The 25,727-nt window shown below is 64.3% G+C and carries 24 protein-coding genes; 10 read left to right on the top strand and 14 right to left on the bottom strand.

Going from position 1 to position 25,727, the window contains the following annotated elements:
• Window positions 1–7 precede the first annotated feature (7 nt).
• Together ACX80T_RS12155 and ACX80T_RS12160 are read right to left on the bottom strand one after the other, a co-directional pair.
• The gene (locus ACX80T_RS12155) at window positions 8–1,381 is read right to left on the bottom strand and encodes an AAA family ATPase (protein ID WP_459304545.1); all 1,374 of its coding nucleotides are present in this window, start codon (window positions 1,379–1,381) and stop codon (window positions 8–10) included.
• Window positions 1,378–2,037, bottom strand: coding sequence for a hypothetical protein (locus tag ACX80T_RS12160; protein ID WP_459304546.1), 660 nt, complete (start codon window positions 2,035–2,037; stop codon window positions 1,378–1,380). Before ACX80T_RS12160 ends, ACX80T_RS12155 begins: the two co-directional genes overlap by 4 nt.
• Window positions 2,038–2,262: 225 nt before the next feature.
• On the opposite strand from ACX80T_RS12160, the gene ACX80T_RS12165 reads away from it, so the two are divergent.
• A complete protein-coding gene (locus ACX80T_RS12165) occupies window positions 2,263–2,502 on the top strand; it encodes a helix-turn-helix domain-containing protein (protein ID WP_024476745.1) in 240 nt (79 codons plus the stop codon).
• A 5-nt stretch (window positions 2,503–2,507) separates the two neighbouring features.
• Here ACX80T_RS12165 and ACX80T_RS12170 read toward each other — a convergent pair whose 3' ends face one another.
• The gene (locus ACX80T_RS12170) at window positions 2,508–3,059 is read right to left on the bottom strand and encodes a hypothetical protein (protein ID WP_019481721.1); all 552 of its coding nucleotides are present in this window, start codon (window positions 3,057–3,059) and stop codon (window positions 2,508–2,510) included.
• A 154-nt stretch (window positions 3,060–3,213) separates the two neighbouring features.
• Here ACX80T_RS12170 and ACX80T_RS12175 point away from each other — a divergent pair, with 154 nt between their 5' ends.
• Window positions 3,214–3,948 (top strand): LysM peptidoglycan-binding domain-containing protein, encoded by a 735-nt coding sequence (locus tag ACX80T_RS12175; RefSeq protein ID WP_459304547.1) that lies wholly within the window; start codon window positions 3,214–3,216, stop codon window positions 3,946–3,948.
• Window positions 3,949–3,964: 16 nt separating this feature from the next.
• A complete protein-coding gene (locus tag ACX80T_RS12180; RefSeq protein ID WP_459304548.1) occupies window positions 3,965–4,441 on the top strand; it encodes an Rv3235 family protein in 477 nt (158 codons plus the stop codon).
• Between the two features lie 3 nt (window positions 4,442–4,444).
• On the opposite strand, the gene secA is transcribed toward ACX80T_RS12180, so the two are convergent.
• From secA to mtrA, 7 genes are all read right to left on the bottom strand, one after another.
• The gene (gene secA, locus ACX80T_RS12185) at window positions 4,445–7,186 is read right to left on the bottom strand and encodes a preprotein translocase subunit SecA (protein WP_459304549.1); all 2,742 of its coding nucleotides are present in this window, start codon (window positions 7,184–7,186) and stop codon (window positions 4,445–4,447) included.
• Window positions 7,187–7,281: 95 nt separating this feature from the next.
• A complete protein-coding gene (locus ACX80T_RS12190; RefSeq protein ID WP_459304550.1) occupies window positions 7,282–8,493 on the bottom strand; it encodes a winged helix-turn-helix domain-containing protein in 1,212 nt (403 codons plus the stop codon).
• Window positions 8,494–8,528: 35 nt separating this feature from the next.
• Window positions 8,529–9,263 (bottom strand): ribosome hibernation-promoting factor, HPF/YfiA family, encoded by a 735-nt coding sequence (hpf, locus tag ACX80T_RS12195; RefSeq protein WP_459304551.1) that lies wholly within the window; start codon window positions 9,261–9,263, stop codon window positions 8,529–8,531.
• A gap of 167 nt (window positions 9,264–9,430) precedes the next feature.
• Window positions 9,431–10,309, bottom strand: coding sequence for a ComF family protein (locus tag ACX80T_RS12200; protein WP_459304552.1), 879 nt, complete (start codon window positions 10,307–10,309; stop codon window positions 9,431–9,433).
• A 104-nt stretch (window positions 10,310–10,413) separates the two neighbouring features.
• Window positions 10,414–12,150 carry an LpqB family beta-propeller domain-containing protein gene (locus ACX80T_RS12205; protein WP_459304554.1) on the bottom strand — a complete coding sequence of 579 codons (1,737 nt, stop codon included), beginning with the start codon at window positions 12,148–12,150 and terminating at the stop codon, window positions 10,414–10,416.
• Window positions 12,140–13,813: an MtrAB system histidine kinase MtrB gene (mtrB, locus tag ACX80T_RS12210; protein ID WP_019481713.1), complete on the bottom strand. Its 1,674-nt coding sequence runs from the start codon at window positions 13,811–13,813 to the stop codon at window positions 12,140–12,142. Before mtrB ends, ACX80T_RS12205 begins: the two co-directional genes overlap by 11 nt.
• Window positions 13,814–13,856: 43 nt before the next feature.
• Window positions 13,857–14,534, bottom strand: a complete 678-nt coding sequence (mtrA, locus tag ACX80T_RS12215) for an MtrAB system response regulator MtrA (RefSeq protein WP_019481712.1) — start codon at window positions 14,532–14,534, stop codon at window positions 13,857–13,859.
• A gap of 151 nt (window positions 14,535–14,685) precedes the next feature.
• On the opposite strand from mtrA, the gene ACX80T_RS12220 reads away from it, so the two are divergent.
• Genes ACX80T_RS12220 through ACX80T_RS12250 form a run of 7 tightly spaced genes read left to right on the top strand, consistent with a single transcriptional unit; the run spans window position 14,686 to window position 21,894 of the window.
• A complete protein-coding gene (locus ACX80T_RS12220; protein ID WP_459304555.1) occupies window positions 14,686–15,996 on the top strand; it encodes a hypothetical protein in 1,311 nt (436 codons plus the stop codon).
• A gap of 5 nt (window positions 15,997–16,001) precedes the next feature.
• Window positions 16,002–16,703: a DUF4129 domain-containing protein gene (locus tag ACX80T_RS12225; protein WP_459304556.1), complete on the top strand. Its 702-nt coding sequence runs from the start codon at window positions 16,002–16,004 to the stop codon at window positions 16,701–16,703.
• Window positions 16,703–17,905 (top strand): DUF4350 domain-containing protein, encoded by a 1,203-nt coding sequence (locus ACX80T_RS12230; protein ID WP_459304557.1) that lies wholly within the window; start codon window positions 16,703–16,705, stop codon window positions 17,903–17,905. Before ACX80T_RS12225 ends, ACX80T_RS12230 begins: the two co-directional genes overlap by 1 nt.
• A complete protein-coding gene (locus ACX80T_RS12235; protein WP_024476503.1) occupies window positions 17,902–18,903 on the top strand; it encodes an AAA family ATPase in 1,002 nt (333 codons plus the stop codon). Before ACX80T_RS12230 ends, ACX80T_RS12235 begins: the two co-directional genes overlap by 4 nt.
• Before the next feature lie 12 nt (window positions 18,904–18,915).
• Window positions 18,916–20,208 (top strand): DUF58 domain-containing protein, encoded by a 1,293-nt coding sequence (locus tag ACX80T_RS12240; protein ID WP_459304558.1) that lies wholly within the window; start codon window positions 18,916–18,918, stop codon window positions 20,206–20,208.
• On the top strand, window positions 20,208–21,221 hold the full coding sequence (locus ACX80T_RS12245) for a phosphotransferase (RefSeq protein WP_459304559.1): 1,014 nt from the start codon (window positions 20,208–20,210) through the stop codon (window positions 21,219–21,221). The genes ACX80T_RS12240 and ACX80T_RS12245 overlap by 1 nt, the downstream gene beginning before the upstream one ends.
• A 1-nt stretch (window position 21,222) precedes the next feature.
• Window positions 21,223–21,894: a DUF4166 domain-containing protein gene (locus ACX80T_RS12250; protein WP_459304560.1), complete on the top strand. Its 672-nt coding sequence runs from the start codon at window positions 21,223–21,225 to the stop codon at window positions 21,892–21,894.
• Here the strand turns inward: ACX80T_RS12250 and ACX80T_RS12255 are convergent.
• From ACX80T_RS12255 to ACX80T_RS12270, 4 genes are all read right to left on the bottom strand, one after another.
• Window positions 21,891–22,916, bottom strand: a complete 1,026-nt coding sequence (locus ACX80T_RS12255) for a uroporphyrinogen decarboxylase/cobalamine-independent methonine synthase family protein (protein ID WP_459304561.1) — start codon at window positions 22,914–22,916, stop codon at window positions 21,891–21,893. The genes ACX80T_RS12250 and ACX80T_RS12255 overlap by 4 nt on opposite strands.
• Entirely contained in the window at window positions 22,906–23,280 is a 375-nt protein-coding gene (locus tag ACX80T_RS12260; protein ID WP_019481704.1) for a chorismate mutase, read from the bottom strand. Before ACX80T_RS12260 ends, ACX80T_RS12255 begins: the two co-directional genes overlap by 11 nt.
• An 81-nt stretch (window positions 23,281–23,361) precedes the next feature.
• Window positions 23,362–24,501, bottom strand: a complete 1,140-nt coding sequence (gene mnmA / locus ACX80T_RS12265) for a tRNA 2-thiouridine(34) synthase MnmA (protein ID WP_459304562.1) — start codon at window positions 24,499–24,501, stop codon at window positions 23,362–23,364.
• 13 nt (window positions 24,502–24,514) lie between these two features.
• Window positions 24,515–25,723, bottom strand: a complete 1,209-nt coding sequence (locus ACX80T_RS12270; protein ID WP_459304563.1) for a cysteine desulfurase family protein — start codon at window positions 25,721–25,723, stop codon at window positions 24,515–24,517.
• Window positions 25,724–25,727: the final 4 nt, after the last annotated feature.

Below are 25,727 nucleotides of genomic sequence, written 5' to 3' on the forward strand. Positions count from 1 at the left end.
ACGAATATTAAAGGCCGCTCCGTTGCGGCCCGTTACCCATGAGCCTAACGCCGTTGCGGGAAAACTTCACTTCGTTGTGGCCTGCTCCAAATGGCCAGCGCCGCAGTTGTTCAATCGGTACACCGGCAAGCGCTGCGATCCCTTGGCGTAAGGGTGATCGGGGTGCAGATTCCAGCAATACTGAACCTCCCAGAAGCGCAGCGTCGACCGTGGTGAAGTCCGCTGGCAGGAAGGCTTCCACCTGCTGGGCTGGACCAAACCGGTCCCAGGCTTCGCGGAGCTGACGCTCCGGTCCCCGGCCGACGGCGGCCGCCCGAACCTTGTTCAGGACCACCCGTGGGACAGTTCCCGGCACGGAAGCTGTCAGGTCCGCGAGCGCGCGGACCAGGCGTGGCAGCCCGACGGCGTCTGCCGCGCCCACGGCGAAGATCGTGTCTGCCGTTTCCAGGCAACAGAGCGTGGCCGCATTCCGGCGGGGTGCGACGGTGTCGAAACTCAACTCCTCATCAGTTTCAAGGCAGAACCCGCAATCGATAACCGTCACATCGGCAACTTCGCGAGCGAGCTCAAGCACCCGGGCCAGCGCCGCCGGCCGCAGTTCGGTCCAGCGGTCGGCCCGGGTAACGCCCGTCAGGACGCCAAGCCGAGAGCCCCGCACTGCTACCACCGTGATGGCCCGGCGTAGCCCTGCCCGGTCAAGCGACCCCTGATCCGCGAGCCGGCAGGCCTGCGCAATTCCTGCAGATTCGTCGAGGAGGCCCAGGGATGCAGCAACGCTGGCTCCATAGGTATCCGCATCGATCAGCAACACCGACCGTCCGTCAGCCGCGAGCTCGGCCGCAAGATTCACTGCCACCGTGGTGCGGCCGGGCGACCCCGCCGGCCCCCAGACCGCGAAAATCTGCCCGGTGCCGGTAGCCGTCACCTCCGCCGTGGGGGAGCCCTCGGGATCGACGTCGGAATCGAGCGCAGGCGTGGGATCGGTGTAGGACATCCCACCGGCCTGCAGGCTGCGGGAGCCACGCTGCTGATCACCGGCAGCCTCCACGGCTGCTTCAATTATTGATGCGAGGGTGACGGCAGCGACATCGCTTGTTGTGTGGCGAATGCCCAGCGCTTCGAGGCGGCTCCGGCTGTCGTCGTCGTCAGCCAGGGCGACGACGACGACGTCTGCGTTATCGAACCGATCGATCAGTGAAGAGGTCAGCTCCCCGGCGTCCGCCGACAGGATGACTGCGCGCGCAAGCCCGGTCTGGCATACCGCGATGACCTCCGCGAGGTTATTGCACCAACGGACCACCGTGACCGGGCCCCGCAGGTTCTCCAACCCGGTGACACACTCCCGGGCAGCGCTCCCGCCAGTAACCACGGGAAGATTCACGGCGAGCCGCCAGGGTTGAGGACGATGGCAATTCGCGCCTCGTTCAGCAGTGCGGCCAGCAGCTCGGGTAGCGTCTCGTCGCCTACGAGAACATGAACCAGGGTTGATCCGGTTCCCCCGCCGAGCGCTGACTCGGACACCGTCAACTCCGAGATTTCAGCAGCTTCCAGTAACTGGGTAGGGGGTTCCCAGGTGCCCCCCTCCCCCTCAAGCGACACCCAGACATCGACCCGTGACCCGGTGGCGGTTCCGGCCGGCAGCGGATCGTCAATGGTCAGGCCCACTGGTTTGCGGTCCAGCTCATCGGCGGCGCCCAGGGCGGCCCGCGGCACCAACTCACCCGCCCGCAGCAAGTGGGTGGCAACTGCATCTTCGGGGACCCCCTCATCGACCCCGAGATAGGCCAGCTGGAGATCATCCAACCGCACCGCAACAACTGTCAGGTCGGCGGAGGTTACCACCGCACCCACTGGTATATCCGAGCGGGCCGCGTAGACGCCGGTGGTTTGATCGGCGCTGCTCACCACGGCGGTAACAGCGGCGATGGACGCCAGCACAAGCAGGACGCCTACCAGGAGCCGCGGATCCTTCCACGACGGCTTCCTCAACCGGACCGGGGGCTCATCTCGTTCCGGGGTAACTGCCAATAGGCTCACGATGGCCTCCTACAGACTCCGGCCGCCCAACCGTCCAGCCCCCGGATATTTTTGACCTGATCCAGCAATTCTCGTGGACGACTGCCGCAAAATAAATCCTTTGGAGCCAAATGCTTCCAAACTGTGGATAATCCGGTGAAATCGCGGGCGGTGATGGCAAGATTGGAAGTCAGCGGTATCGAAGGTGCAAAGGTCCTGCGAAACATGGGACGAAAGGCGGAAGACGTGGCCGAGAAGAGGTTCCTAACCCTCGCTGATGTTGGTGAGGTGCTGAACATTTCGTCGTCTCAGACGTACGCCCTGGTCCGGTCCGGGGAGCTACCGGCCATCCAGATCGGTGGCCGCGGTCAGTGGCGGGTGGAGTCTCACATCCTCGAAGAATTCATCGCCCGCGCCTATCAAAAGTCGGCCGCCGCGGTGCGGGAGAGCTCTTTCGGCCACGCCCGGGAAGATAGCACTCACTAGTGCTATCAGGGGCGGGACAGCACCGCCTCAACGTTACTGAACGGAATCAGGACCACACCCGCGACGCTGCCCTTGCGCCGCTGTTCCCCGAGCGGCACCGTTGCGAGCTCAAGGAAGTCCTTCCCCACCCGGTCAATAGTGCCGTCTAACCGAACCCCACCAATAGCAAGCTGCAGCGTGAGCAGGGTTCGGTCCCTGGCGAAGGCCCGGTAGACAGAGCCTAATCCCAGCCTCGTAGCCACCACGGAGGGCTCGGCGACGGCCTGTCTGCCCATACCCTCGACGGTACTCAGCGCGATGGCTGGAATCATCGCGGCGCCGGATCCGGTCGCCAATACTAGCCATTCAGATCCGACCTGCCGGACGATGCCACTGAACAAGGCTCCGCTGGGAGTCCGAATTCGCAGGGTGACACCCTGCTGTCCCCGGAGGCGGTCCATCGCCGTAAGAGCCGCAAATTCCAGTCGAGACCGCTCGGTAATTTCGCCCTCCACGGCGATCAAGCGGGCCGCAGCGAACTGGGCCTCAAGGTCCTGGAACAAGGATTCCCACCGCACCGGGCCAGCCTAGGACTCCCTGCAAGCCGGGTCAAGGATAGACACCGAACAACATTAAGGTGTACAAACTACCTATGCAGATTTAAATAAGACTAAACAGCATCAAACAACAACAAACAACCTACTGAGGGTAGCCCAGCGTTCAGGAGAAAAGGTGAAAACTTTCAGCGAAAAAGCTGTTGCAGCGAGCATCCCCCTGCTGGGGGTGGGGCTTTACGCGTGCGGTCAAGTGATTCTCGCCAACGCCGGACCGCTCACCGGGTACCAGCGAATTGAAGGGCTGCTCGGCCTGGCAGCGGCCAGCGCTGGGGTGCTGGTGGTTGGGTGGTGGGTCGTCACGCTGGCTCTCGCCCTTCTGAGTGAGCTGCTGATAGGAGCGGGCTTCCGAAAGGCTGCAAGGGTGGCTGGGCTTTTCACCCCTGGCTTCATGCGAAGGCTTGCCGCCGCCATGATGGGTCTGCACGTTCTCAGCGGAGTACCAGCGGCGCTGGGCGGAGAACTTCCAGGTCGCCTACTCACTGCGCCGATCGCGTCTGCCCCGGGCGATTCGGTACTTACATCCGGTGCGGAGCCGCGGCGGGATGAACCGCCCACCGTCAGACCACAGTGGAAACCTCTCCCGGCACCCGTCGACGGCCTCCCGTTGCTGCGGGGCCAGACTCGGGCCGCAGCACCAGCGGGCACGGATTCCGGCCTTCCGGTGATCACCGTTCGCCCCGGTGATTCGCTGTGGACTATCGCTGCGGCCCACCTCGGACCGTTCGCCACAGATGTCGAGATTGCCGACGCTTGGCCGCGATGGCATCTCGAGAATCGTGGAGTGATCGGCGACGATCCCCATCTACTCATTCCCGGCCAGTTGCTCCGGGTCCCTCCCACCGCGCGGTAGCCACGCCAGGAGCATCATGTTAACCCAGACCCAACCAGTCCGTCCTCCCCTGGCCCCCGACCCGACCTCCGATTCACTCACCGGATCCGGTCCCGATCGCCAGGTCTCTGCCCCCACACCAACCATTGAGGAGCTCGCTGCAGCAACCCAGGTACAACGCATCACCCGTTCAGTGGTGCAGGCATCCCTCGAAGTCCTCGGTGGCTCCCGGCCACTACAGCAGCTGGCCGAATGGCTGGATCCGCCCAGCTACGAACGTCTCCAACTTCGCGCCAATCTGGTCCGTAGCCTCAACCGGGGCGCATCCACTGGGCGCCCCGACCATCTGCTGCACCGGAATGTTTCGGTGCGCTCCGTGCGGATCTGTCGCATCACTGAAACCGTCTACGAAGCGTCCGCGGTTGCCTGTGAAAACCACAGAGCCCGCGCCGTCGCTCTCAGACTGGAGCGACGACGCGGGCACTGGAGGGTGACTGCCCTCGAGATCGGCTAGGTGCTACTTCTTTTTGCGCTTCGAAGCCGCACGGGCTTCGGCCCGGTTACCGCCATTGGCTTCGGCCGTCTTCGCCGTACCGGAGCGCCGCTCCACCCGCGTTTCGACCTCGCCCTGCGCGTTCGGCGCCGAGAAGTTCAGGGTTGCTGGCCTTTCCGGGGCGTCGAGGCCAGCTGCTTTGATGGTTGGGCCCTGCACCAGGCCCCGACCATCAGCCACTCCCGGGAGCCCGGTGGGCGCGGGAGCAGCTACCTCAACGTCCAGGTTGAACAGGAAACCGGTGCTTTCCTCCCGGATCGCTTCCATCATCGCCTGGAACAGGATGAACCCTTCACGCTGGTACTCGACCAGCGGATCGCGCTGGGCCATCGCCCGCAGTCCGATGCCTTCCTTGAGATAGTCCATCTCATACAGGTGTTCCTGCCATTTCCGACCGATAACCGAAAGGACCACCCGGCGTTCCAGTTCGCGCATGGTCTGCTCCCCGAGGGCCTCTTCGCGGGCCTGGTAGGCGACCTTCGCGTCCGACAGAATTTCGGCGTGAAGAAAATCCCGGGTGACCTTGGACGGGCCGCCAGCTTCGTCAAGTACCTCGTCAATGGTGAGGCTGATCGGGTAGAGCGTACGGAGGTTGGTCCACAGCTGCTCGTAGTCCCAGTCATCGCCGTGTCCCTGGGCTGTTGCTTCGTCAACCATCGCTGTCACGACGTCTTCCAGGAAGAAACTGACCTTTTCATGCAGGTCACCGCCCTCGAGGATGCGGCGCCGGTCCCCGTAGATGGCTTCGCGCTGACGATTGAGGACGTCGTCGTACTTCAGGACGTTCTTGCGCTGCTCGGCGTTCCGTCCCTCCACCTGTCCCTGAGCGCTCTCGATTGCTTTGGAGACCAGTTTGGACTCCAGGGCGACGTCGTCGGGCATGGTTGACGAATTCATGATTCGTTCGGCTGCACCGGAGTTGAACAGCCGCATCAGGTCATCGGTCAGCGACAGGTAGAAACGCGACCGCCCGGGATCGCCCTGGCGTCCGGAGCGACCGCGGAGCTGGTTGTCGATACGACGCGACTCGTGGCGCTCCGTGCCGAGCACATACAGGCCACCTAGTTCCCGGACCTCGTTGTGCTCTGCCTCGACCGAGTCCCGAGCGGCGATCAGCGCGTCGGGCCACTGGTTCTCATACTCGTCGGGGTTTTCCGCCGGGCTCAGCCCCCGCTTCTCCAGTTCGGCGATGGCGTTGAACTCGGCGTTGCCGCCGAGCATGATGTCGGTGCCACGACCGGCCATGTTCGTCGCCACCGTAACGGCCCCCTTACGGCCGGCCTGGGCCACAATCGAGGCTTCACGCGAGTGGTTCTTGGCGTTCAGCACCTCGTGCCGGATGCCAGCTTTCGCGAGCTGCTTCGAAAGATACTCGCTTTTCTCCACGCTCGTGGTACCCACCAGGACCGGCTGACCAGTCTCATGGCGTTCGACGATGTCCTTGACGACGGCGTCAAACTTGGCAATCTCATTCTTGTAGATCAGGTCCGACAGGTCGGCACGCACCATGGGCCGATTGGTGGGGATGGGCACGACCCCAAGCTTGTACGTGGCCATGAACTCGGCGGCCTCAGTTTCGGCTGTACCGGTCATCCCCGCGAGTTTTCCGTAAAGCCGGAAATAGTTCTGCAGGGTGACCGTGGCGAGGGTCTGATTCTCGGCTTTGATCTCCACACCCTCCTTGGCCTCGATGGCCTGGTGCATGCCCTCGTTATAGCGCCGCCCCGCGAGAATACGGCCGGTATGCTCGTCGACGATCATGACCTCACCGTTGAGGACCACATAGTCCTTGTCCTTCTTGAACAACTCCTTGGCTTTAATGGCGTTGTTCAGGAACCCGATCAGCGGGGTGTTGGCCGATTCGTAGAGGTTCTGGATTCCGAGGTAGTCCTCGACCTTTTCGATACCGTCTTCGAGCACTCCGACCGTGCGCTTCTTCTCATCGACCTCATAATCGGTGTCCTTGGTGAGCTTCTTGACCACCTTGGAGAACTCGGTGTACCACCTGTTGACGTCCCCGGAGGCCTGTCCCGAAATGATCAGCGGGGTACGCGCCTCATCGATCAGGATTGAGTCAACCTCATCGACGATGGCGAAGTTGTGGCCGCGCTGCACCAGTTCGGACGCACTCCACGCCATGTTGTCGCGCAGATAGTCGAACCCGAATTCGTTGTTCGTGCCGTAAGTGACGTCGGCGTTGTACTGCTCGCGGCGGGTCGCGGGATCCTGCTTGGAAAGGATGCAACCGCTGGTCATCCCGAGGAACCGGAAGACACGTCCCATCAGCTCGGACTGGTACTCGGCGAGATAGTCGTTGGTGGTGACAATGTGAACGCCCTTGCCAGTGAGCGCGTTCAGGAAGGCGGGGGCCACCGCGACCAGCGTCTTACCTTCACCGGTCTTCATCTCGGCGATATTGCCCAGGTGCAGGGCCGCACCGCCCATCAGCTGTACGTCGAACTGCCGCAGCTTCAGCGTGCGCGCCGATGCCTCACGGACGGCCGCGAACGCTTCGGGCAGTAGTGCGTCGAGTGTCTCACCGTCGGCATAACGCTGCTTGAGCTTGTCGGCCTCCCCCCGGAGGTCGTCGTCGCTCATCTCGCGAAACTCGTCCTCCAGGACGTTAATGGCGTCAGCATAATTTCGGAGTTTCTTCAGTGTCTTCTTATCGCCGGTGCGGAGGACTCGTTCAAGAAGTGATGGCACTGGTATTTGCTCCCAATCTAGGTGCGCCGAAATCTGGCCTGTTCAGTCTACGGGAGAGACGACTTATCCTGTCGAACTGGTGCCGCCAGAGGGTGCTATTCGTGGGAAACTGCCAGTTTCAGGGCCTCGGCCAGATCACCATTGGGCTCGACGACTACGTCATCGAGCCCAAGCCAGGTGGCCATGAGCCGTAGCTCGGCCGCCAGTTCGACGACGGTATCTGCTGGCGCGCCGGACTCGCTATGGCTGCCGCGCACCAGAAGCTTTCCCGCAGCCCGGTCGGCCTTGAGATCCACCCGCGCTACCATCGCTTCACGTAATAGGAACGGCAACACGTAGTAGCCGTATCGTCGCGCGGAAGCGGGAGTGTAGATCTCAATCCGGTAATGGAATCCGAACAGTTCCGAGAGTCTCCGGCGTTCGAACACCATCGAATCGAAGGGGCTGAGCAACGCCCTTCCCTCGGCTTTCCGTGGCAATACCGAGTTCACATGGCGGAAGGCTGGCCTGTTCCACCCTGTGATGGTGACGGGCTTGAGGATTCCACTGGCAATCAACGATTCGATGGCACCCGCTGTCGGTTTCAGCGGGAGCCGGAAATAGTCGGCAAAACATTTCAACGTCCCGACCCCGAGCGCGCGGGCCGATAGCTCGGTCAGGTGGAGGTGGGCCTCGGTTCGGTGGACGATTGCCAACGCCGCGCCGGGGTCCGGGAAGACCCGCTCCGTAAGTGCATATTTGCGCTCGAATGACGCGCTACGCCCGGCCGAAGAAACCTGACCCCGTTCGAACATGTCCTCCAGGACCCGTTTCACCGAATTCCAGTTCCAGCCCCACTGGTCCGTGGCCCGAGTCTCAATATGTCCCAACCGTTGTTGCAGTTGTGGAGCGGTTAGAGGACTGCTGACTGCGAGGACGTCGCGAATGCGGGAACGAAGCGATTCCCTCAGCCCCTCGGGCACTGAATGAGCCCCAACCCACCGGCGCTCCTGCAACGGACGAAGGTAGGGAAAGAGCGTGGGTCTGATGAAGCTGGTTTCGTGCGCCCAGTATTCAACCATCCGGCGGGGGTGTGTGCTGGCTAGCCGATCGAGCTGGTCGCGGTCGTACTGACCCAGCCGGGCAAACAGGGGAAGGTAGTGACTGCGAATGAGGACATTGACCGAATCGATCTGCAGCAGCTGCAGCCGGGCAAAGGCAAGGCCCACCTGCCTCGCCGTAGCGGGGCCGACGGGCCTTACCCGTGCCAGTCCCTGTGCCTCAAGCGCGATGCGTCGGGCTTGGGACAGGGAGAGGACTGTGGTCACTCTTTGACCTTACTGGGGTCCTCTCCCCTGCCGGCTCAGGCCGACGCCGAGGCCGCCGCTTCCCGTGCCCGGTAGGCAAGGAGTTCCTCGCGCGGATCTTCAGTTCCCTCAGCGCACCGAGCGTCGAGGGTGATGACGCCGTAGGTCCAGCCCTGCCGGCGGTAGGCAACTGAGGGTGCACCGGTTGCCGAGTCGACGAAGAGGTAGAAGTCATGCCCCACCAGTTCCATGTTGTCGACTGCATCCTCGAGTGTCATTGGAGTGCCGGAGAAGACCTTCCGGCGGATCAGTACCGGCGAGTCGCCGGCCGGGATGTCATTCTCGATCTCGTAGCTGTCGACGACGCTGTCCTGGGCTTCCTGCGGGGCCTGGGTGGACTGCACTTCGAGGTACAAAGGGGCTGTGGTGCTGGCGGGTTCAAGATCAGCTGTGGCTTCACGAACGGCCATGGGGGTATGGCGGCCGTGGTGGACCTTCCGCCGGTCTCTGGCACGGCGTAGTCTCTCCAGCAGTTTGCTGTAGGCAAGGTCGAAGGCTGCAAATTTGTCGGCTGCTGATGCCTCGGCCCGGATCACGGGGCCCTTCGCCAGGACGGTAAGTTCGACGGTGAGCGCGCTATCCGCATTACGGGCGCTGGGCTCCTTGGTAACTTTCGCCTCTAGCCGCTGCACCTTGTCGCCAAGCTGCTCGATCTTGTCGATCTTGTCCTCGGCGTACTCACGAAAACGGTCCGAAACTGCCAGATTTCGACCACTGATCAAAAACTCCATGGTGTCCTCCAAAATCCCTTAGGTGACACAACAGCGGCCGGGGAGTCGTGCTTCCAGCCGCTGTCGACGGATATCTAATTGTCCTCGAGATACCCATACCTCACGTTAGTTCACCCACCCCTGATATTCATCCTTCGGCGGTTGTTTTTTTCCGCAAATTTTGTTCGTTACATTCCTTCGGCACGCGACGGCGGCTCGGTGGCGGCAACCACTACCGCCCCGGCCACCTCCCCTCCGGCCAACCGCAGAACCCGCGTCACTTCGGCAATCGTCGCCCCGGTGGTCAGCACATCATCAACCACCAGGCACACCGCCCCGGGGACCAGATGCTGGCCCCGCCGCAGGGTCATGGTGAGGCGGACATTGGCGCGTCGCTGGGCCGATCCGAGACCCTTTTGCTGCTGCTGCCCACCTCGGCCAGCGAGCGCTGACCCCAGTCGGACGGTTATGCCCCGGTACCCCACCAACCTGGCGGGCCGGCAGCCTGCGGGCAGCTCACCTCTTCGAACCAGCCCGTCAAGGAGCAGGCCGAGAGGATCGTACCCGCGGCGGCGCAGCGACGCTCCTTTTGCAGGCACCGGCACCAGAAGAATCTGTGCCGTTTCACCGCCATGGCGGAGCCCCTCCACGGCCGAGTGCAGCGCTCCAGCGAGCGCCGTTTGCAGGGGTCTGCCCACATCGGTGCGGTGATGGTTTTTGTAGGCAAGCACCAACCGCGCGAGTGCGGACCGGTAATGGCCTCCTGCTGTGACCGGCAGTGGGTCACCGAAACCTGTGGCTGACTCCATGCGCCCCGGCACCTGAGGCAAGGCGGGCGCACCTCGTTCAACCCTGAGGGGGCGGACCGTCGCTTTGCGGATTGCGGTGAGACACTCGGGGCAAAGTGGGATCAAGAGGCGCCCGCATACAGCACACTCGGTAGGGAACAGGAGCGACCAGAAGCCCACGATGGCACCGGTGAAGCCCTGCACGTCCGGCCTCATCCGGACCGCATCGAGGCGGCCGGCGACGCCCCTCCACAGCGGCGCGGATCGGAATCCGTTCATGCCCTGACTTTGCCACCTCGGCCAGTCCCCGACGTCGCCTTCGTAGCCGAGTGTGGACAAAATCAGTCGCCGAGCCTGGGCAGATCGGCGCCCGTGTGCAGAGCTCAGCCCGGGAACGCCGGATCCTGGACACCTTCCACCGGCTCGTTCGACCAGGTATCCCCAACCCGGTTCCGGACCCCCTCCGAGGTGCCGGCGAAGATGGCCGTCGGCCCGGTGCCCGCACTGATGTGCAGAATGCCCTCAAGGGACGACAGCGCATCGACAGTCCCGTCAAGACCAAGAAATTCAGGGGTCACCACTTCCTCTGCGGAGGCCTCGGCGACGATGACGGTGTCCTCGTTGACCCACTTCGCGGTATTGACCGGACCGCTGGCGAAAAGCTCCCGCGGAGTACCAAGACTCTGCGGGGTGCGGTCGTTGCTGCGCACGATCCCGGCAAGGAAAACGCGGCTTAGCCCCTCCTGCTCGGTCACGACCAGGGCCCGGGACCCATCCCTCGACACCCTGAGTTCCAGCACCACTGAATCAGCTAGCCAGGGTGCCGTCACCGACACCGCGCTGTCCTGCAACCCGCCGGGAGGAACCGCGGTAACCGTCGATCCCAGGCCTTCAGGCCCGGTGCTGGCCGTCCAAACCCAGTTGTTCGGGTCGAAACTGGGAGAAGTCAGCCTTCGTCCGGTCGCAGCGGTGATGATTTCCTGATCCTGCCCGGTGGTGTAAAGCCGTGTCCGGTTTCCGTTGAGGAACGCAAAGTCCGCCCCGGACAGGGTCATTGCCGGGTCCTGGGGATCCAGTGCCGCCACCGATGGGACGCCTTCAATGGGAACCGTCTCTTCCGTCTGGTACAGGAATAGCTCGTTGCCGGAGACGACAATCTGTTTGTTGCCGACAGCCGGATCGCCGACTGGGATTACCAGGTTCGGGTGGGGGACATTGCCCTCGTCGCCAAGGTACACCGGCTGCCCTTCGACAGTCATCTGCACCGAATTGACCGTGTTCAACCCGGCCAGGTTCTCCCGGAGTTGCTGCTGCATCTGTTGTCGGATCAGGTCACTGGTTTCCTGCAACACATCGGGGGACAACTCGACGGTTGCCGTCCCCGACACGATGGGCACCGATTCGACGCCGAGGGTGGTACTTTCCGGGAACGCGCTGGTCACCGACCCCTGCAAGTATGGAGCCGGACCGTCAAGCATCGCCTCCACAATATTCGTGGCAATGGCTGCCCGGTTTACGAACCACCTGACGTCGGGCACCCAATGTTCGAAGGAACTGCTGTAGAAGTACAGGCTGTATGTTTCAAGCAACAGCTCAGCCTGGCTCGAAGAAATCATGATGCCGTTGGGGATCGAGGTGATACGCCACTGCCCGTCGGCATTTTGCTCGAGCTTCGCGGTGAGGCTTTCAGTGGTGGTAGCAGGAGCCCCCGTACGGATACCTTCGGCGTTGATGGTCCCCTCGACTTCGAGCTGGATCTGGTAGACACCGTCAGTCGGTGACGCAGAAATCTGCGGGTCAGCTCCGTAGATGATGATGCGCTCTTCTGGCCGCCATTGGGCGGCGAACTCGTCGGTGAGGTAGTCCCGTGCGATCTCGTAGTCGCCGGCGGCACCCGTGCCGGCGTCCACGAAGGAGTTCAGGAGGGATTCCGGATCAGCATCCTGCCGGGGGCCGGGTGGATTGAAAATCAGTGGGTCAGTGGTGTCGGACCCGGTGTCAGCGGTGATGACTCCCACTGGACCAGAGGTAGGTATGGACGAGCAGCCGCTGACCACCAGCACGATCGGCAACAGTAAAAGGGCCAGTGACCGGCTCAGCGGACGCCTGTTAGCGGGCATCGTGGGACTCCTTTGGCAGTGTGGTTAGCTGCGGCAGCGAGTCCGGGGATGTTCCGACCGACGGACGGTCGGGCAGCCCGCCCATCCTTGGCGGCAGCGGCAACGGTGAGACCTTGAGAACGGACTCCCTGAGCTTGGGAAGCGTCAGCCGAAAACAGGCGCCCTTACCCGGGGAGCCCCAGGCCTGCAGCCAGGCTCCGTGGAGATGGGCATCCTCGGTGGCAATTGACAATCCAAGGCCGCTCCCGCCGGTGGTTCGGGCCCGGGCCGGGTCGGCCCGCCAAAACCGATCGAACACCCGGGACGCTTCAAGCGGAGTCATGCCGATGCCGTAGTCACGAACTGCGACGGCGACGGCGTCCGGATTCGAGGCAATATAGATCGAGACAGGCTTCCCATCGCCATGCTCCAGCGCGTTCACCACAAGATTCCTGAGAATCCGGTCAATCCTGCGGGGATCCACTTCGACCAGGCATTCGGTTTCGCGGGAGATAATGCTCAGCTCGGAGCCGCACGCATCCGCTAACGGCTGGGCGCCGTCAATCACGTGCCGAACCACCTGGAAAATGTCGACGGATTCCGCTTCAAGCACCGCGGCGCCGGCATCGAACCGCGAGATTTCCAGTAGATCGGCGAGCAGCGCCTGGAATCGTTCCACCTGGTTGTACAGGATTTCGGCGGATCGGCGGTTGACCGGGTCGAAATTGGCGCGCGCGTCGTGGAGCACCTCGGCGGCCATCCGCACCGTGGTCAACGGGGTACGAAGTTCGTGGGAGACGTCCGAAACGAAGCGTTGCTGCATCTGCGACAGTTGTGCGAGCTGGGTGATCTGATCCTGAAGGCTCTCCGCCATATGGTTGAACGACGCACCAAGCCGCGCCACCTCGTCCTCGCCCTTCACATCCATCCGTTCCTGCAATTCGCCGGCCGCCAGCTTTTCGGACACCACTGCAGCATGGCTGACTGGCCCGACCAGGCTCCGGGTCACGAACCAGGCGATCGCCCCAATGATCAGCAACAGGACGATGCCAGCAATCCAGATCACCCCGTGAATGTAGTCAAGGGTGGCCTGCATCGAGGACAGGTCGTAGATCAGGTAAAGCGCATATTCGGTCTGCCCTGGCGGCAGGGTCACCTTGGTGCCGAACGCCAGCCCCGGCACCCTCTCCCCTGAAGTCGACTCGATCGACGTGGCGGACCAGTATTGGTCATCGCCCGACCTCACCGCGTTGGCCATGGCCGCCGGGATGGCGCTCGACTCGGTCAGGTTGTCGCTCCCGAACGGGGCAACGTAGATATCGGTGGTCTGATCGGGCACTATGGCGAGGATGAACCGCCTGGGTGCATCGGCGCCGCCACCCTCAAGGCTTGGCAGGGTGTCCTGCACCAATCGGAGGGTCGATTCGCTGTCGGTGGTCGAGGCGCTGCTGAAAATTGCTGCGACCTCGCTGAGCCCGTTGCTGGACTCGGCGCGGAACTGTTCGAATCGTTCCTCGTACAACCCGGTCGCAATCTGGTTGGACAGGAAGGCGCCGACGGCAGCGAAGGCCACCGCGGTGAGAAGCAGGGTGGAGACGACCGTGCGGAACTGCAGCGACCGTCGCCACTGCCGGGCGGTCCGCGAAAGCACCGTCCGGATCCAGGACCAGGCATGCGACGCCACGTCACCCAGCCTGTTCCGAACGCTAGCTGCAGCGCGGTCCAACTTACCCCTGTCCTGCCTTGTATCCCACGCCCCGGACCGTCAACACAATCTCTGGCGCTTCCGGGTCCCGTTCAATTTTCGACCTCAACCGTTGCACATGCACATTGACCAGTCGGGTATCCGCGGCGTGCCGGTAGCCCCAGACCTGTTCAAGCAGCAACTCCCGGGTGAAGACCTGCCAGGGTTTGCGTGCCAGCGCAACCAACAAATCGAATTCCAGGGGGGTCAGGGAAATCCGGTCACCGGCGCGGACCACCGAGTGCCCGGCGACGTCGATGGTGACCTCACCGATGCGGAGAGTCTCGGGAGCCTTCTGGTCACCGGGGCGCAGCCGCGCTCGCACCCGTGCCACCAGTTCCGCAGGCTTGAACGGCTTCGGCACATAGTCGTCGGCGCCGGATTCCAGACCTCGCACGATGTCGGAGGTGTCCGACTTCGCAGTCAGCATGACGATGGGGAGGTCGGATTCGTTGCGGATCTGGCGACAGACTTCGATTCCGTCCATCCCTGGCAGCATCAGATCAAGCAACACCAGGTCGGGTTTGGAGCTCCTGAAGATATCCAGGGCCTGAGAACCGTCAGCGCAGAACACGGGATCAAATCCGTCGTTGCGTAGTACGATGCCGATCATCTCGGCCAGTGCTTCGTCGTCGTCAACGACCAGAATGCGTGCCTTCATATCTCCATAGTCTCCCATTGCCACGGCAATGTCGTACTAGCGCAATCGCTCCGCGCGCCCCAGCGCCGGGCAGGTTCCCGGAAATCCCTCCCGGTAACTATAGTTCTAGGAGACGGGTTCACAAGTGGAACAAACGTTCCGGGGGGACAGGATGAGTAACAATCCGCATGAGAGTGAACCAGCCGACAAGTCGCGGGACGATACGGCGGGCGCACCTCTTCCGCCACCTAACGCCCAGCCACCGCAGTGGGGTCAACCACCACAGCCCGGGCAGAACGCCCAGTGGGGGCAGCAACCACAGTGGGGGCAGCAACCACAGTGGGGGCAGCACCCCGAACCCACTGGATCACCCCAATGGGGAGCGCAGCCCGGGTGGCAGGGTGTTCCGCACGGCCAGTTCGGCGGCTATCAGGCACCGCCTAAACCGGGAATCATTCCGCTGAGGCCCCTGGGCCTGGGCGAGATCCTCGACGGGGCGTTCCAGGCCTGCCGGAAGAATCCGTTGGCAACCTTCGGCACCGCCATCCTGTTCCAGGTAGTGATATCGGTTCTCACCCTGCTGTTGACGGTCGGTTTGTTCGGCTCAATCGCGCAACTGGATCCCGTCGACCCGTCGATGGACGAGGTTGCAGGACTGGCGACGTCACTGGTTTCCGTCGCCACGGCACTGGTGGTGCTCAGCAGCGTGGGTGTCCTCATTCTGCAAGGGGTGCTGGTCATCCCGATCGCACGTGCAGTGCTCAACGAGCGCACTTCTTTTGTGCAACTGTGGAAACTGGCCGTCCGGCGGATCCTGCCCCTCCTGGGTCTGGGATTCCTCCTGCTTCTGCTGGTCATTGCCGGACTGACGGTTCTGGTGGTGATCGCGGTGCTGCTGGCCATGCTCCTCGGTCAGGACTCGGTCTGGTTGATCGTGCTGGGAACCCTCGGCTCCTTGGCGCTGATTGTCTGGCTCAGTATCAAATTGGTCCTTGCACCGGCGGTACTCATGCTTGAGGGTGCCGGACCGCTCACCTCCCTGCGCCGGTCCTGGACATTGACTTCCCGCAATTGGTGGCGAACGTTCGGGATCCTGATCCTGACCAGCATCATCGTCTCTATCATCACCTCGGTGATTTCCACTCCCCTGAGCCTGCTCGCCACCCAGTTCGTGTCCTTCAGCGACTCGCCGGCCGAGCTCGGCGAGGAGCTGATGAACTCGCTGCCCATCCTTTTGGTCGGTCAGCTTATTACAGCTGTCTTCGGTGCCATTGGTTACGCCTTCCAGGCCGGTGTGACCGCCCTGCTCTATGTGGACCTTCGCATCCGGCGCGAGGGGTTCGATGTGGTCCTGCTGCGCGAACATGAGGAAGCAACTGCGGGCCGGTTCACCCCGATTCCCGGCCAGTCCGCCAACCCCGGCGGTCAACAATTCGGTCACCGGCCGGGTGGACCACCGAGCCCACCCACCAATGGGACCTGAGCCGGGTGCCACTTTCGCCAATGCTGATCTGTTTGATTGAGTCGTCGGTGCCGATCGCTGGTCGGGTCCCGGTCGTGCCCGACGACGAGGAAGCCCGCGGTTGGCTGGAGGATGAGCTCGCCCAGGGCCGCTATCAGGAGGCGGAACCCAATTTCCTGGAACGGATCGCCACCACGATCCTCGAATGGCTGGGGTCTATCTTCGCCGACCTTCGGCCGCTTGAGGCCGGACCCGGTACGTTGCTGCTCGCCCTGGGCGCCGCGGTGGTGATCGCCGCAGCGGTGTGGCTGGTCAAACCTCGCCTCAATGCCCGCAACAAACGCGCCCGCACCGGAGTGTTTTCGGGTGACACCGTCCGCACCGCGCAGGAGCATCGTGGACTCGCCGCGGCTGCGGCGGGATCACGGGAATGGGATATTGCGCTGACCGAGCGGCTACGAGCGGTGATCCGCTCGGCCGAAGAGCGGGGAATTATCGATCGCCAGCCCGGGCGCACAGCAGGTGAGACGGGAGTGCAGCTCAGGGCCGCCTTCGGGGCGATCGGCGCCGACACCCTGTGGCTAGCCGACCGCTTCAACGAGGTGCACTACGGCAACCTGCCGGCGCATGAATCCGACTACCAGCGGGCAACGGCGGTCGATGTACTGCTTGCAACCGCCCGCCCGGACCTGCAGCAGCCGGCAACAGAACTGGCAGCGCCCCGCTGATGGCTGTCGAAATAGACCAGGCCACCACCATCGAGGTCGTCGGTGATGGCGGCAGCGCGGGCCGTACCGCAGCCACCCGCCTCCGTAGGCTCGCTCCCTGGCTGGTGCTGGGATTTCTCCTGGTGGCTGTGGTGCTGGTGGGATTTTTCGGACGTTCCGGGCAGGACGGCGTCGCACTCTCCCCCGCCAACCCGGCTCCGGCAGGAGCCATGGCGCTCGCAGAGGTGCTTAGGGGACAGGGCGTCGAGGTGATCCAGGTGGAATCGCTCGAAGCCGCCGCGGCTTCGTCGTCGGCTGGCGCCTCGACCCTCCTGCTGCACGATCCGGATTCGTGGCTCAACTCCGACCAGCTGAGCGCCCTGGACGGTGTCGCCGACCGACTGGTTCTGGTCGAGCCGAACACCCTCATCCTGGGCGAACTTGCCCCCTCCATCCGACAGGCGGGTCTAATCCCCGCCTCCGAAGACACCCCCTTGCCGGCAGACTGTGGGGTTGAGGACGCCGCCGCCGCCGGCAGTATCTCCCCCGGCGGTTTCGCCTACCGGGCCGATCTGATCTGTTTCCCCCCCGCTACTGCGCAGGGCGGCCCACCCTCGGGTTCCTACGCCGCCACGGCTGGCCAGGAAGTGGTGGCACTCGGCCACGGAAGCATCATCAGCAACGAGACCATCGACCAGGAAGGCAACGCGGCACTTGCCCTGCGAACCCTGGGGAGCAGCCCCGTCCTCATCTGGTATCAGCCCACGGCAGCCGATCTGGCGCTGACCGACACACCGGTCGATCCCCTGAACCTGCTGCCCGATTGGGTGAACCTTGTGATGCTGTGGCTACTCGGCACTGGCCTGTTGGCCGCTGTCTGGCGAGGACGCCGCCTGGGGCCGCTCGCCGAGGAACCGCTGCCCGTGGTGGTGCGGGCGGCCGAGACGGCCGAAGGACGGGCGCGGCTCTACCAGGATTCTGGGTCCATTGATCGCGCCGCCGCCAACCTCCGAGCCGCCACCCTCATTCGGCTTGCAGCACGGCTTCGCTTGCCAGCCACCAGCTCGGTCACCGAGGTGGTAGCCGCGGCGGCACGCCACTCCCCGCGGTCCCCGGCCGACCTCGACCAACTTCTGCGGACCGAAAGACCAGCGTCCGACACCCAATTGGTGCGATGGAGCCAAGACCTTGACGCCCTAGAGAAAGAGATCGACGCGAGATGAGTCAACACATCCCGACCCACCAGGACTCCCCGGTGTCACCGGACGGCCCCGGCCCCGAACGCCAGGCCCTGCTGAACGTGAGGTCCGAGGTAGCCAAAGTGATCGTCGGCCAGGACGCGGCAGTGACCGGAATGCTGATCGCCCTGCTCGCGAAGGGCCATGTGCTGCTTGAGGGTGTTCCGGGTGTCGCCAAAACCCTGCTCGTGCGCACCCTGTCGGCAGCTTTGAGTCTCGATACCAAGCGGGTCCAGTTCACTCCCGATCTGATGCCGGGAGACGTCACTGGGTCACTCATTTACGAGGCGCAGAACTCGGAATTCACCTTCCGCGAGGGGCCGGTCTTCACCAACATCCTGCTGGCGGACGAGATCAATCGGACGCCGCCCAAGACCCAGGCCTCCCTACTAGAGGCAATGGAGGAACGCCAGGTGTCGGTCGACGGCGTTTCGCGGGCGCTCCCCGATCCGTTCATCGTCGCAGCCACCCAGAACCCGGTGGAGTACGAAGGCACCTATCCCCTGCCCGAGGCTCAACTCGACCGCTTCCTGTTGAAGCTCACGCTGTCAGTGCCGGACCGGGACGACGAGATAGAGGTGATTCGCCGCCACAGTGCGGGCTTCGACCCGCGGGACCTCGCTGCGGCGGGGATTCGCCCGGTCGCCTCGGCCCTTGATCTGGCGAAGGCCCGGCGCGCGGTGGCAACAGTAGCGATTGCGCCCGAGGTCATCGCCTACATCGTTGATGTGGTCCGCGCCACCCGCACAGCTCCATCTTTCCAGCTCGGTGTTTCCCCGCGCGGTGCCACCGCGTTGCTCAACACCGCCCGCGCCTGGGCCTGGTTGTCAGGCCGCACCTTCGTCACGCCGGACGACGTCAAGGCCCTCACCCTGCCAGCGTTGCGACACCGGGTGTCGATGCGTCCCGAGGCTGAAATGGACGGCGTCGAAGTGGATGATGTGCTGTTGGGGATCCTCGCTACCGTCCCCGTGCCACGCTAGGCCCCGGGCCGCATGACCATCACCGGACGATTTGTCCTCCTGGCATTCCTCGGGATTGTTCCCGTGGCGCTCTACCCGGGCGCGGTGTCCATCCTGATCTGGACCACTGCGTTGGTCCTGGTGGGAGCCCTGGACCTTTCCCTGGCCGCCTCGCCGAGGAAAACGGGCCTCAGCCGGGATCTACCGGACAGCGTCCGGCTGACCGAGGCTTGCACCAGTACGCTCACCGTCCGTAACTATTCCCGGCGTCAACTGAGGGCCACTGTCCGTGAGGCGTGGCAGCCGTCGGCAGGGGCAGCTGATGCCGTACAGCACGTCTCGGTTCCACCGGGTGAGTCCAGGCAACTGTTGATCAGGTTGCTCCCCGAACGGCGTGGGCATCTGCGGGTGGCACAGGTGACGATTCGCAGCGTCGGCCCGCTGGGGTTGACCGGCCGCCAGGTGAGCATTCCGGCTCCCGGGCTCCTCCGGGTCCTACCCCCGTTCCATTCCAAACGACATCTTCCATCGAAGCTTCGCCGGTTGCGTGAGCTTGACGGCCGGGCCGCCGTCCAGATCCGCGGTGCCGGCACCGAATTCGATTCGCTCAGGGACTATGTGAGGGGCGACGACGTCCGCTCGATCGACTGGCGCGCGACCGCCCGCCGCCGCGACACGGTGGTACGCACCTGGCGGCCGGAACGCGACCGGCGGGTGGTCATCGTGATGGACACCTCGCGCACTTCAGCTGCGCGGATCGACGATGAGCCCCGACTGGACACGAGTATCGAGGCTGCCCTGCTGCTGGGCGTCCTCGCACAGCGGGGTGGGGACCGGGTGGATTTCCTTGCCTTCGACCGCCGTCCCCGGGCCAGGGTGAATTCGGCGGCGAAGGGGAATCTGCTGAGCGCCCTCGTCAAGGCGATGGCACCGTTGGAGCCCGAGCTGATTGAAGCCGACTGGTCACGGGTGCCCGGCCAGGTTCGCTCCATCTCCTCCCACCGTTCTTTGGTTGTGCTGCTGACGTCGCTGGATTCGGGCTCAGTAGAAGAGGGGCTGCTGCCGGTGCTGGCCGATCTGACCTCACAGCATGTGGTGGTGGTCGCGTCAGTTCGCGACCCGCGACTGGATGAGATGCGCGGCGAACGCCAGTCCGTGTCCGACGTGTATCGGGCCGCGTCCGCGGAGCGTGCCCTGCTGGATCGTGCCGCGGTGACAGCCCAGTTCCGTCAGCTGGGGGCAGAAGTGGTCGATGCTACCCCCCACGAACTACCGCCACACCTTGCTGACATGTATATCCGGCTCAAAGCGGCGGGCCGGCTCTGATGATCCCGACCGAAGGTAGTGCCAGGGTCGACTACTCCCGAACAGCCCACCGCACCCCGTGGGCAGCGTTACCTGCGGCTGTTCGCCACCGAATCGCCGCCGAGCTGGGAAGCCCGACGGAGTCCGTCACCCCGGCTGGCGGTGGCTTCACCAACGGCTTCGCAGCTGTCGTTGGCGCCGGGAACCGCCGCCTCTTCGCCAAGGCGGCGCCGTCAACGGACAGCCACATTTTCGCTGCCTATGTCCGCGAGGCCGAGGTTCTCACTGCACTTCCGGCCGGACTTCCCATCCCGCAACTGCACTCAACCGATCAGGTCCTTGCTGGGGGCACCCGCTGGCAGCTACTGTGCTTTGAGGCCGTTGACGGCTACATGCCGGGGCAGCCATGGACGGTCAGTGATCTCAGGGCGGTGCACGAGTCACTCCTAGTGGTGCAGGCAGGGCTGCAGGAAACGCCAGCAAACCTTGCGAACGGGTCAATGGTGGAGGAGTTCTTCGGAGCCAGCTCACGGACTGACCTCGTAGAGTGCTGGGCCCCGAACGGAGCGCTTCCCGCCTATTTGCCGTCGCTGAACGTCCAGCACCTGTCCGAGCTGGAAAAATTGACCGCACTGGGTCACGAGGCGCTGGCCGGCGATGCTGTGCTCCACAATGATCTCCGGGCAGACAACATCATGATCCGCCCCCGTGGCGGGCCCAGAGCGACGCCCGTTGCACTCTTCTGTGACTGGAACTTTCTGTCTATCGGGCCCGCCTGGGCTGACTGGGTAGCCCTGTTGGTTTACCCACGCCAGGCAGGGGTCGACGTCGACAGCTGGCTTGCCGACTCTCCGCTGAGCTGCGGGGCCAACCCCGACCACATTGATGCGTGGCTCGCGGTGCTCGCCGCCTACATGGTCACCAGCGGAGACCAACCCGAACTGGCCACCAGCCCCTACCTGCGGATGCACCAACGCTTTACGGCACGAATCCTGATCGATTGGCTCAGTGAACGACGAAAATGGGAGCTCTAACATGCAGTCCATCTACCAGCGCGCCTTGGGCGCCGATTTCAACAGGTTACAGCCCGAACTCCAGGCCTACTTTGGCCTCCACGCCGACGCGGGCCAGGCGGGAATAGGCAGCGGCACCTTCGATGTGGCAGGCTGCCCCGCCTGGTTTATCAGGCCCGCCTTCAGGCTGGCAGCTGCCGAGAACTCGTTTTTCCCCGAGTATGGGACCGATGTCCCCTTCAGCATCAGCAATTTCCCGCACCTTGACCCGTTTGGGCGTGCATCCCTGACCGCCCGCCGGATCCTGCACTTCCCGGCTGCTGAGCGGATTTTCGAGGACACCACCTCGGAGGAGAACGGTCAACTGCTCGACTATGTGGGGGCGCACCGTCTGACGCTCACCGATCTGACCTGCTCGGTCACACCAGCCGGGAGGATGCGGATGGTGTCCACCCGGACCCGGGTATTCGCTGGCCCGGTGCGGCTACCGGTGCCGGACGTCGTCGGGGCGCAGGCCTACATGGAGCAGTGGTGGGATGAGGAAGCCGGTCGGTTCCGGATCCAGACCCGGGTGATCCACCGTCAGTTGGGGACACTCCTGGTCTACGCGGGGGCCTTCGACTACCACCTGGTCGACTTCGACGGTGTCCTGCCCGCTGAGGCGGAGCCGCGACGCTGGGAGAAGCGCCGCTAGTCGTTGGCCATCTCCTGGTTCAGCGCGTCGGCGGTCTGGGTCAACCGGCGCAGGATGTTCGCGGCGGCGGCGGGTGAAACCCCGGCCAGCCCGGTGTCGGGGGTCAACCGCAACTGCGCCAACCGGTTCAACGGCAACCCGAGCATCCGCCAGGGCGACAGGACTGCCCCCGCCAGGGCGGACACCGTTGGGACGGCTTGCGGGTCGGGCATGATGCCCGCCCACAGTTCGCCGCCCGCTTCGAGTTGACCGGCCAGGGACTCCCACTGCGCCATCGACAATCCCGCGAGGGGAAGCGCTACCGCGGTGATGCTGCTGGTCGCCAGCACATCGAGCGGAGCGCGCTCGGCGGGGAATGACACCGCCACAGTTCCGCCCCCGGCTGCCCGCACTGCCTCGGCTACGGTGTCCCACGCGTCGGCGGCTTCCTGGTCCGGCACCGCCCGGAGGGTCCGGTAGCCACTCGCCGTCGGCACACCGCCGGCCAAGACAAACGCGATTTCGGGTTCGTCCAGTTGTACCTGTACCAGGGCGCCCGATGCCGCTGATCTGACCCTGCTGACCAGGTCGGCAGCGCCGGCTGCCAGGGAATCCCTGATTTCGCGGCGCGCCCCGACGTCGAGCAGGGCGCGTTCCCCGCTGTGCAGATGGAGGTTGGCGGCAAGGGACAGTGGGCCCCGCAGGTGGATTTTCAACGCCGGCGCCGGCTCTGACTCTGCACCAATCACATCACCGAGCACGTTCAGGTCGGTGGACAGCGCCGACACTGCCCGTCGATGATCCTTGCCGGGCCGGTCGACGAGGCGCCAGCCGTGGGGCTGCACATCCACTGGCAACTCCACCAGGATGGCTGCTGTCCGCCCGACGGCGTCGCTACCGACCCCGCGGCCCGGCAGGGACACCAGGTGGGGAAGGTGCGGGTCACCGAGCTCACCCCGGACCACCCGCGTAGCTTCGAGAGGGTCAGTTCCTGGCCATTCGCCCAGGGCGGTAGCTGTGACCTGGGCGGAGCTAGGCTCCACCAGGGCCCTCCGGTGACCGGCGGTTCTCGGACAGCGCCTGATGGTGACGGATCACCTCGGAGATGATGAAGTTCAGGAACTTTTCGGCGAAGGCCGGGTCTAGGTTGGCTTCTTCGGCCAACGCGCGAAGCCTGGTGATCTGGGCCGCCTCCCGATCCGGGTCGCCCGCCGGTAGCTGGTGCTCCGCCTTGAGGACCCCCACCCGCTGAGTGGCCTTGAACCGTTCGGCGAGAAGATACACGAGAGTCGCATCGATGTTGTCGATACTGCTCCGCACCGACAGGAGCTCCGCCATCACCTCGGGTTGTACCTGCCCGGCGAGGGAGCTTGCCCCCGGGTCGTAGCCGCTGCTCGATTCAATCATGCATCAAGTCAAACACCAGTTGCAGACTGCCGACTAATCCGGCGTCGACATATTCAACCGGCAGTGCGACGTGGCGTGTCCCTACAGCGCTGGCTGAAGTTCGGGGCGCTCCAGTGACCGGGCAGAGTCGAGGGTCGCCTGGCCCAGGACCCGTGTCCCCTGGTACAGGACGACGGTCTGGCCCGGGGCGACGCCGCGCATCGGTTCGTTCAGCCGGACCACGAGTTCCGCCTGCCCCTCACCGTTGTTCTCCATCCAGGCCACCGCGTCGACAGGGTCGCCGTGGGCTCGCACCTGCGCCATGCACTCGAATTCGCTGCCGGTCAGTACCGCGTCGATCGGCAGTCCGGCCCAGGACACCTTGATGCCCCGCAGCTGGTCTACGGCCAGCAGCCGCTCGGGACCGACTACCACCTTGTTTTCTTTCGGCCGGATCTCCAACACGAAGCGGGGCTTGCCGTCGTCGGCGGGTGTGCCGAGCTTCAGGCCACGGCGCTGGCCCACTGTGAAGGCGTTGGCGCCGGGGTGGGTGCCCACCTGCTCCCCGTCGGTGTCGACAATCGCACCCTCGGTCATCTCGATGCGTTCGGCCAGCCAGCCGCGGGTGTCACCGTCGGGAATGAAACAAATGTCGTGGCTGTCGGGCTTGTTAGCCACGGACAGACCGCGGCGCTCAGCCTCGGCGCGGACCTCCGCCTTGGACGGGGTTTCGGCCAGCGGGAACATTGAGTGCTTGAGCTGCTCGTGGGTGAGGACGCCCAGCACATAGGACTGGTCCTTGGCCCAGTCCGCGGCCCGGTGCAACTCGCGGTTCCCGTCACTGTCCTCAATGACCTTCGCGTAGTGGCCGGTGCAGACGGCGTCGAAGCCCAGCGCCAACGCCTTTTCCAGGAGTGCCGCGAACTTGATCCGTTCGTTGCAGCGCATGCACGGGTTCGGAGTGCGACCGGCGGCGTACTCGGCGATGAAATCGTCGACAACGTCCTCCTTGAATCGTTCCGAGAAGTCCCACACGTAGTACGGAATCCCCAGGATGTCGCAGGCACGCCAGGCGTCACGGGAGTCCTCGATGGTGCAACACCCACGACTACCGGTGCGTAAGGTGCCAGGCATGCGCGAGAGCGCCAGGTGGACGCCGACGACGTCGTGCCCTGCCTCCACTGCGCGTGCTGCGGCGACGGCGGAGTCCACTCCGCCGCTCATTGCTGCGAGTACCTTCATGAGTTGTCCTTCACTATCGAAAACCTGTTCCAGCTGTCTGAATGTTTGAAGCATGGCCAGCCATTCCAGCCTGCCGGGCGCGGCGGTAGGCCTCGGGCAACGCAGTTCCAAGGACTTCAACGTCCTCGGGGCCTGAGGTATGCCCGAGCGAGAATCGCTGGGCCCCTCGGGCCTCCGACTCGGTGAGGCCCATCGCGAGCAGCACATGGGACGGCCGGGGTACTCCCGCCGTGCAGGCCGAGCCGGTGGAGCATTCCACTCCGGCAAGATCGAGCAGGAACAAGAGGGAGTCCCCTTCGCAGCCGGGAAACGTGAAGTGGGCGTTGCCGGGAAGCCGCAGGGTCCGGTGCCCTCTGAGGACCGCCTCCGGGATAGCGGACTCCACCTGGGTGATCAGCTGATCCCTGAGGGCGGCGATGCGGGCGGACTCCTGGTCGAGATTGCCTGTGACGAACGCAGCGGCCGCAGCGAAAGCCGCGATACCGGCGGCGTCAAGGGTTCCCGACCGGATATCACGCTCCTGTCCTCCACCATGCTGCACCGGGGTGAGCGTTACCGCCCGCCCGACGAAAAGGGCCCCTACACCCACCGGGCCGCCGATCTTATGCCCACTGACCGCCATCGTCGCGAGTCCTGAATGGCTGAAAGACACCGGGAGGGACCCGAAGGCCTGCACAGCATCCGAGTGCACGGGGATGCCGTGCGCCGCGGCTGCCGCGGTGATGTCCCGAATGGGCTGGATGGTGCCGACCTCGTTGTTGGCCCACATCACGGTGATCAGCGCGATGGTGTCCGGGCCGTCGTCGAGCTCGGCCTGCAGCGCCGCCATGGAGACCACGCCATCGGAGTCGACCGGTAGCCAGGTGACCAGCGCCGCTTCGTGTTTGGCCAGCCATTCGACCGTGTCCTGGACCGCCGGGTGTTCAATGGCTGAGCACAGGATCCTCAGCCGGCGCGGGTCCGCGGCGCGGCGGGCCCAGAACAGGCCCTTGACGGCAAGGTTGTCAGCTTCGGTCCCACCGGAGGTGAAGATCACCTCCGAGGGATGCGCTCCCGCCGCGGCGGCGAGGGTCTCGCGGGAGTCTTCCACCACCCGACGGGCACGACGCCCTGAGCCGTGCAGCGACGAAGGGTTGCCGCTACGGCTGAGTTCGGTGGTGAGTGCGGCGAGCGCGGGCGCCGAAAGAGGCGTGGTCGCCGCGTGGTCCAGGTACACGGGCATCGGT

The sequence above is a fragment of the Arthrobacter sp. Sr33 genome (assembly GCF_054511195.1).

Bases quoted from the DNA above. Each gene is read 5' to 3' on its own strand.
- ACX80T_RS12180 (WP_459304548.1), top strand. From the start codon at position 3,965: ATGTTAACCCAGACCCAACCAGTCCGTCCTCCCCTGGCCCCCGACCCG.
- hpf (WP_459304551.1), bottom strand. From the start codon at position 9,263: ATGGAGTTTTTGATCAGTGGTCGAAATCTGGCAGTTTCGGACCGTTTT.
- ACX80T_RS12200 (WP_459304552.1), bottom strand. From the start codon at position 10,309: ATGAACGGATTCCGATCCGCGCCGCTGTGGAGGGGCGTCGCCGGCCGC.
- ACX80T_RS12205 (WP_459304554.1), bottom strand. From the start codon at position 12,150: ATGCCCGCTAACAGGCGTCCGCTGAGCCGGTCACTGGCCCTTTTACTG.
- mtrA (WP_019481712.1), bottom strand. From the start codon at position 14,534: ATGAAGGCACGCATTCTGGTCGTTGACGACGACGAAGCACTGGCCGAG.
- ACX80T_RS12220 (WP_459304555.1), top strand. From the start codon at position 14,686: ATGAGTAACAATCCGCATGAGAGTGAACCAGCCGACAAGTCGCGGGAC.
- ACX80T_RS12230 (WP_459304557.1), top strand. From the start codon at position 16,703: ATGGCTGTCGAAATAGACCAGGCCACCACCATCGAGGTCGTCGGTGAT.
- ACX80T_RS12235 (WP_024476503.1), top strand. From the start codon at position 17,902: ATGAGTCAACACATCCCGACCCACCAGGACTCCCCGGTGTCACCGGAC.
- ACX80T_RS12240 (WP_459304558.1), top strand. From the start codon at position 18,916: ATGACCATCACCGGACGATTTGTCCTCCTGGCATTCCTCGGGATTGTT.
- ACX80T_RS12245 (WP_459304559.1), top strand. From the start codon at position 20,208: ATGATCCCGACCGAAGGTAGTGCCAGGGTCGACTACTCCCGAACAGCC.
- ACX80T_RS12250 (WP_459304560.1), top strand. From the start codon at position 21,223: ATGCAGTCCATCTACCAGCGCGCCTTGGGCGCCGATTTCAACAGGTTA.
- ACX80T_RS12260 (WP_019481704.1), bottom strand. From the start codon at position 23,280: ATGATTGAATCGAGCAGCGGCTACGACCCGGGGGCAAGCTCCCTCGCC.
- mnmA (WP_459304562.1), bottom strand. From the start codon at position 24,501: ATGAAGGTACTCGCAGCAATGAGCGGCGGAGTGGACTCCGCCGTCGCC.
- ACX80T_RS12270 (WP_459304563.1), bottom strand. From the start codon at position 25,723: ATGCCCGTGTACCTGGACCACGCGGCGACCACGCCTCTTTCGGCGCCC.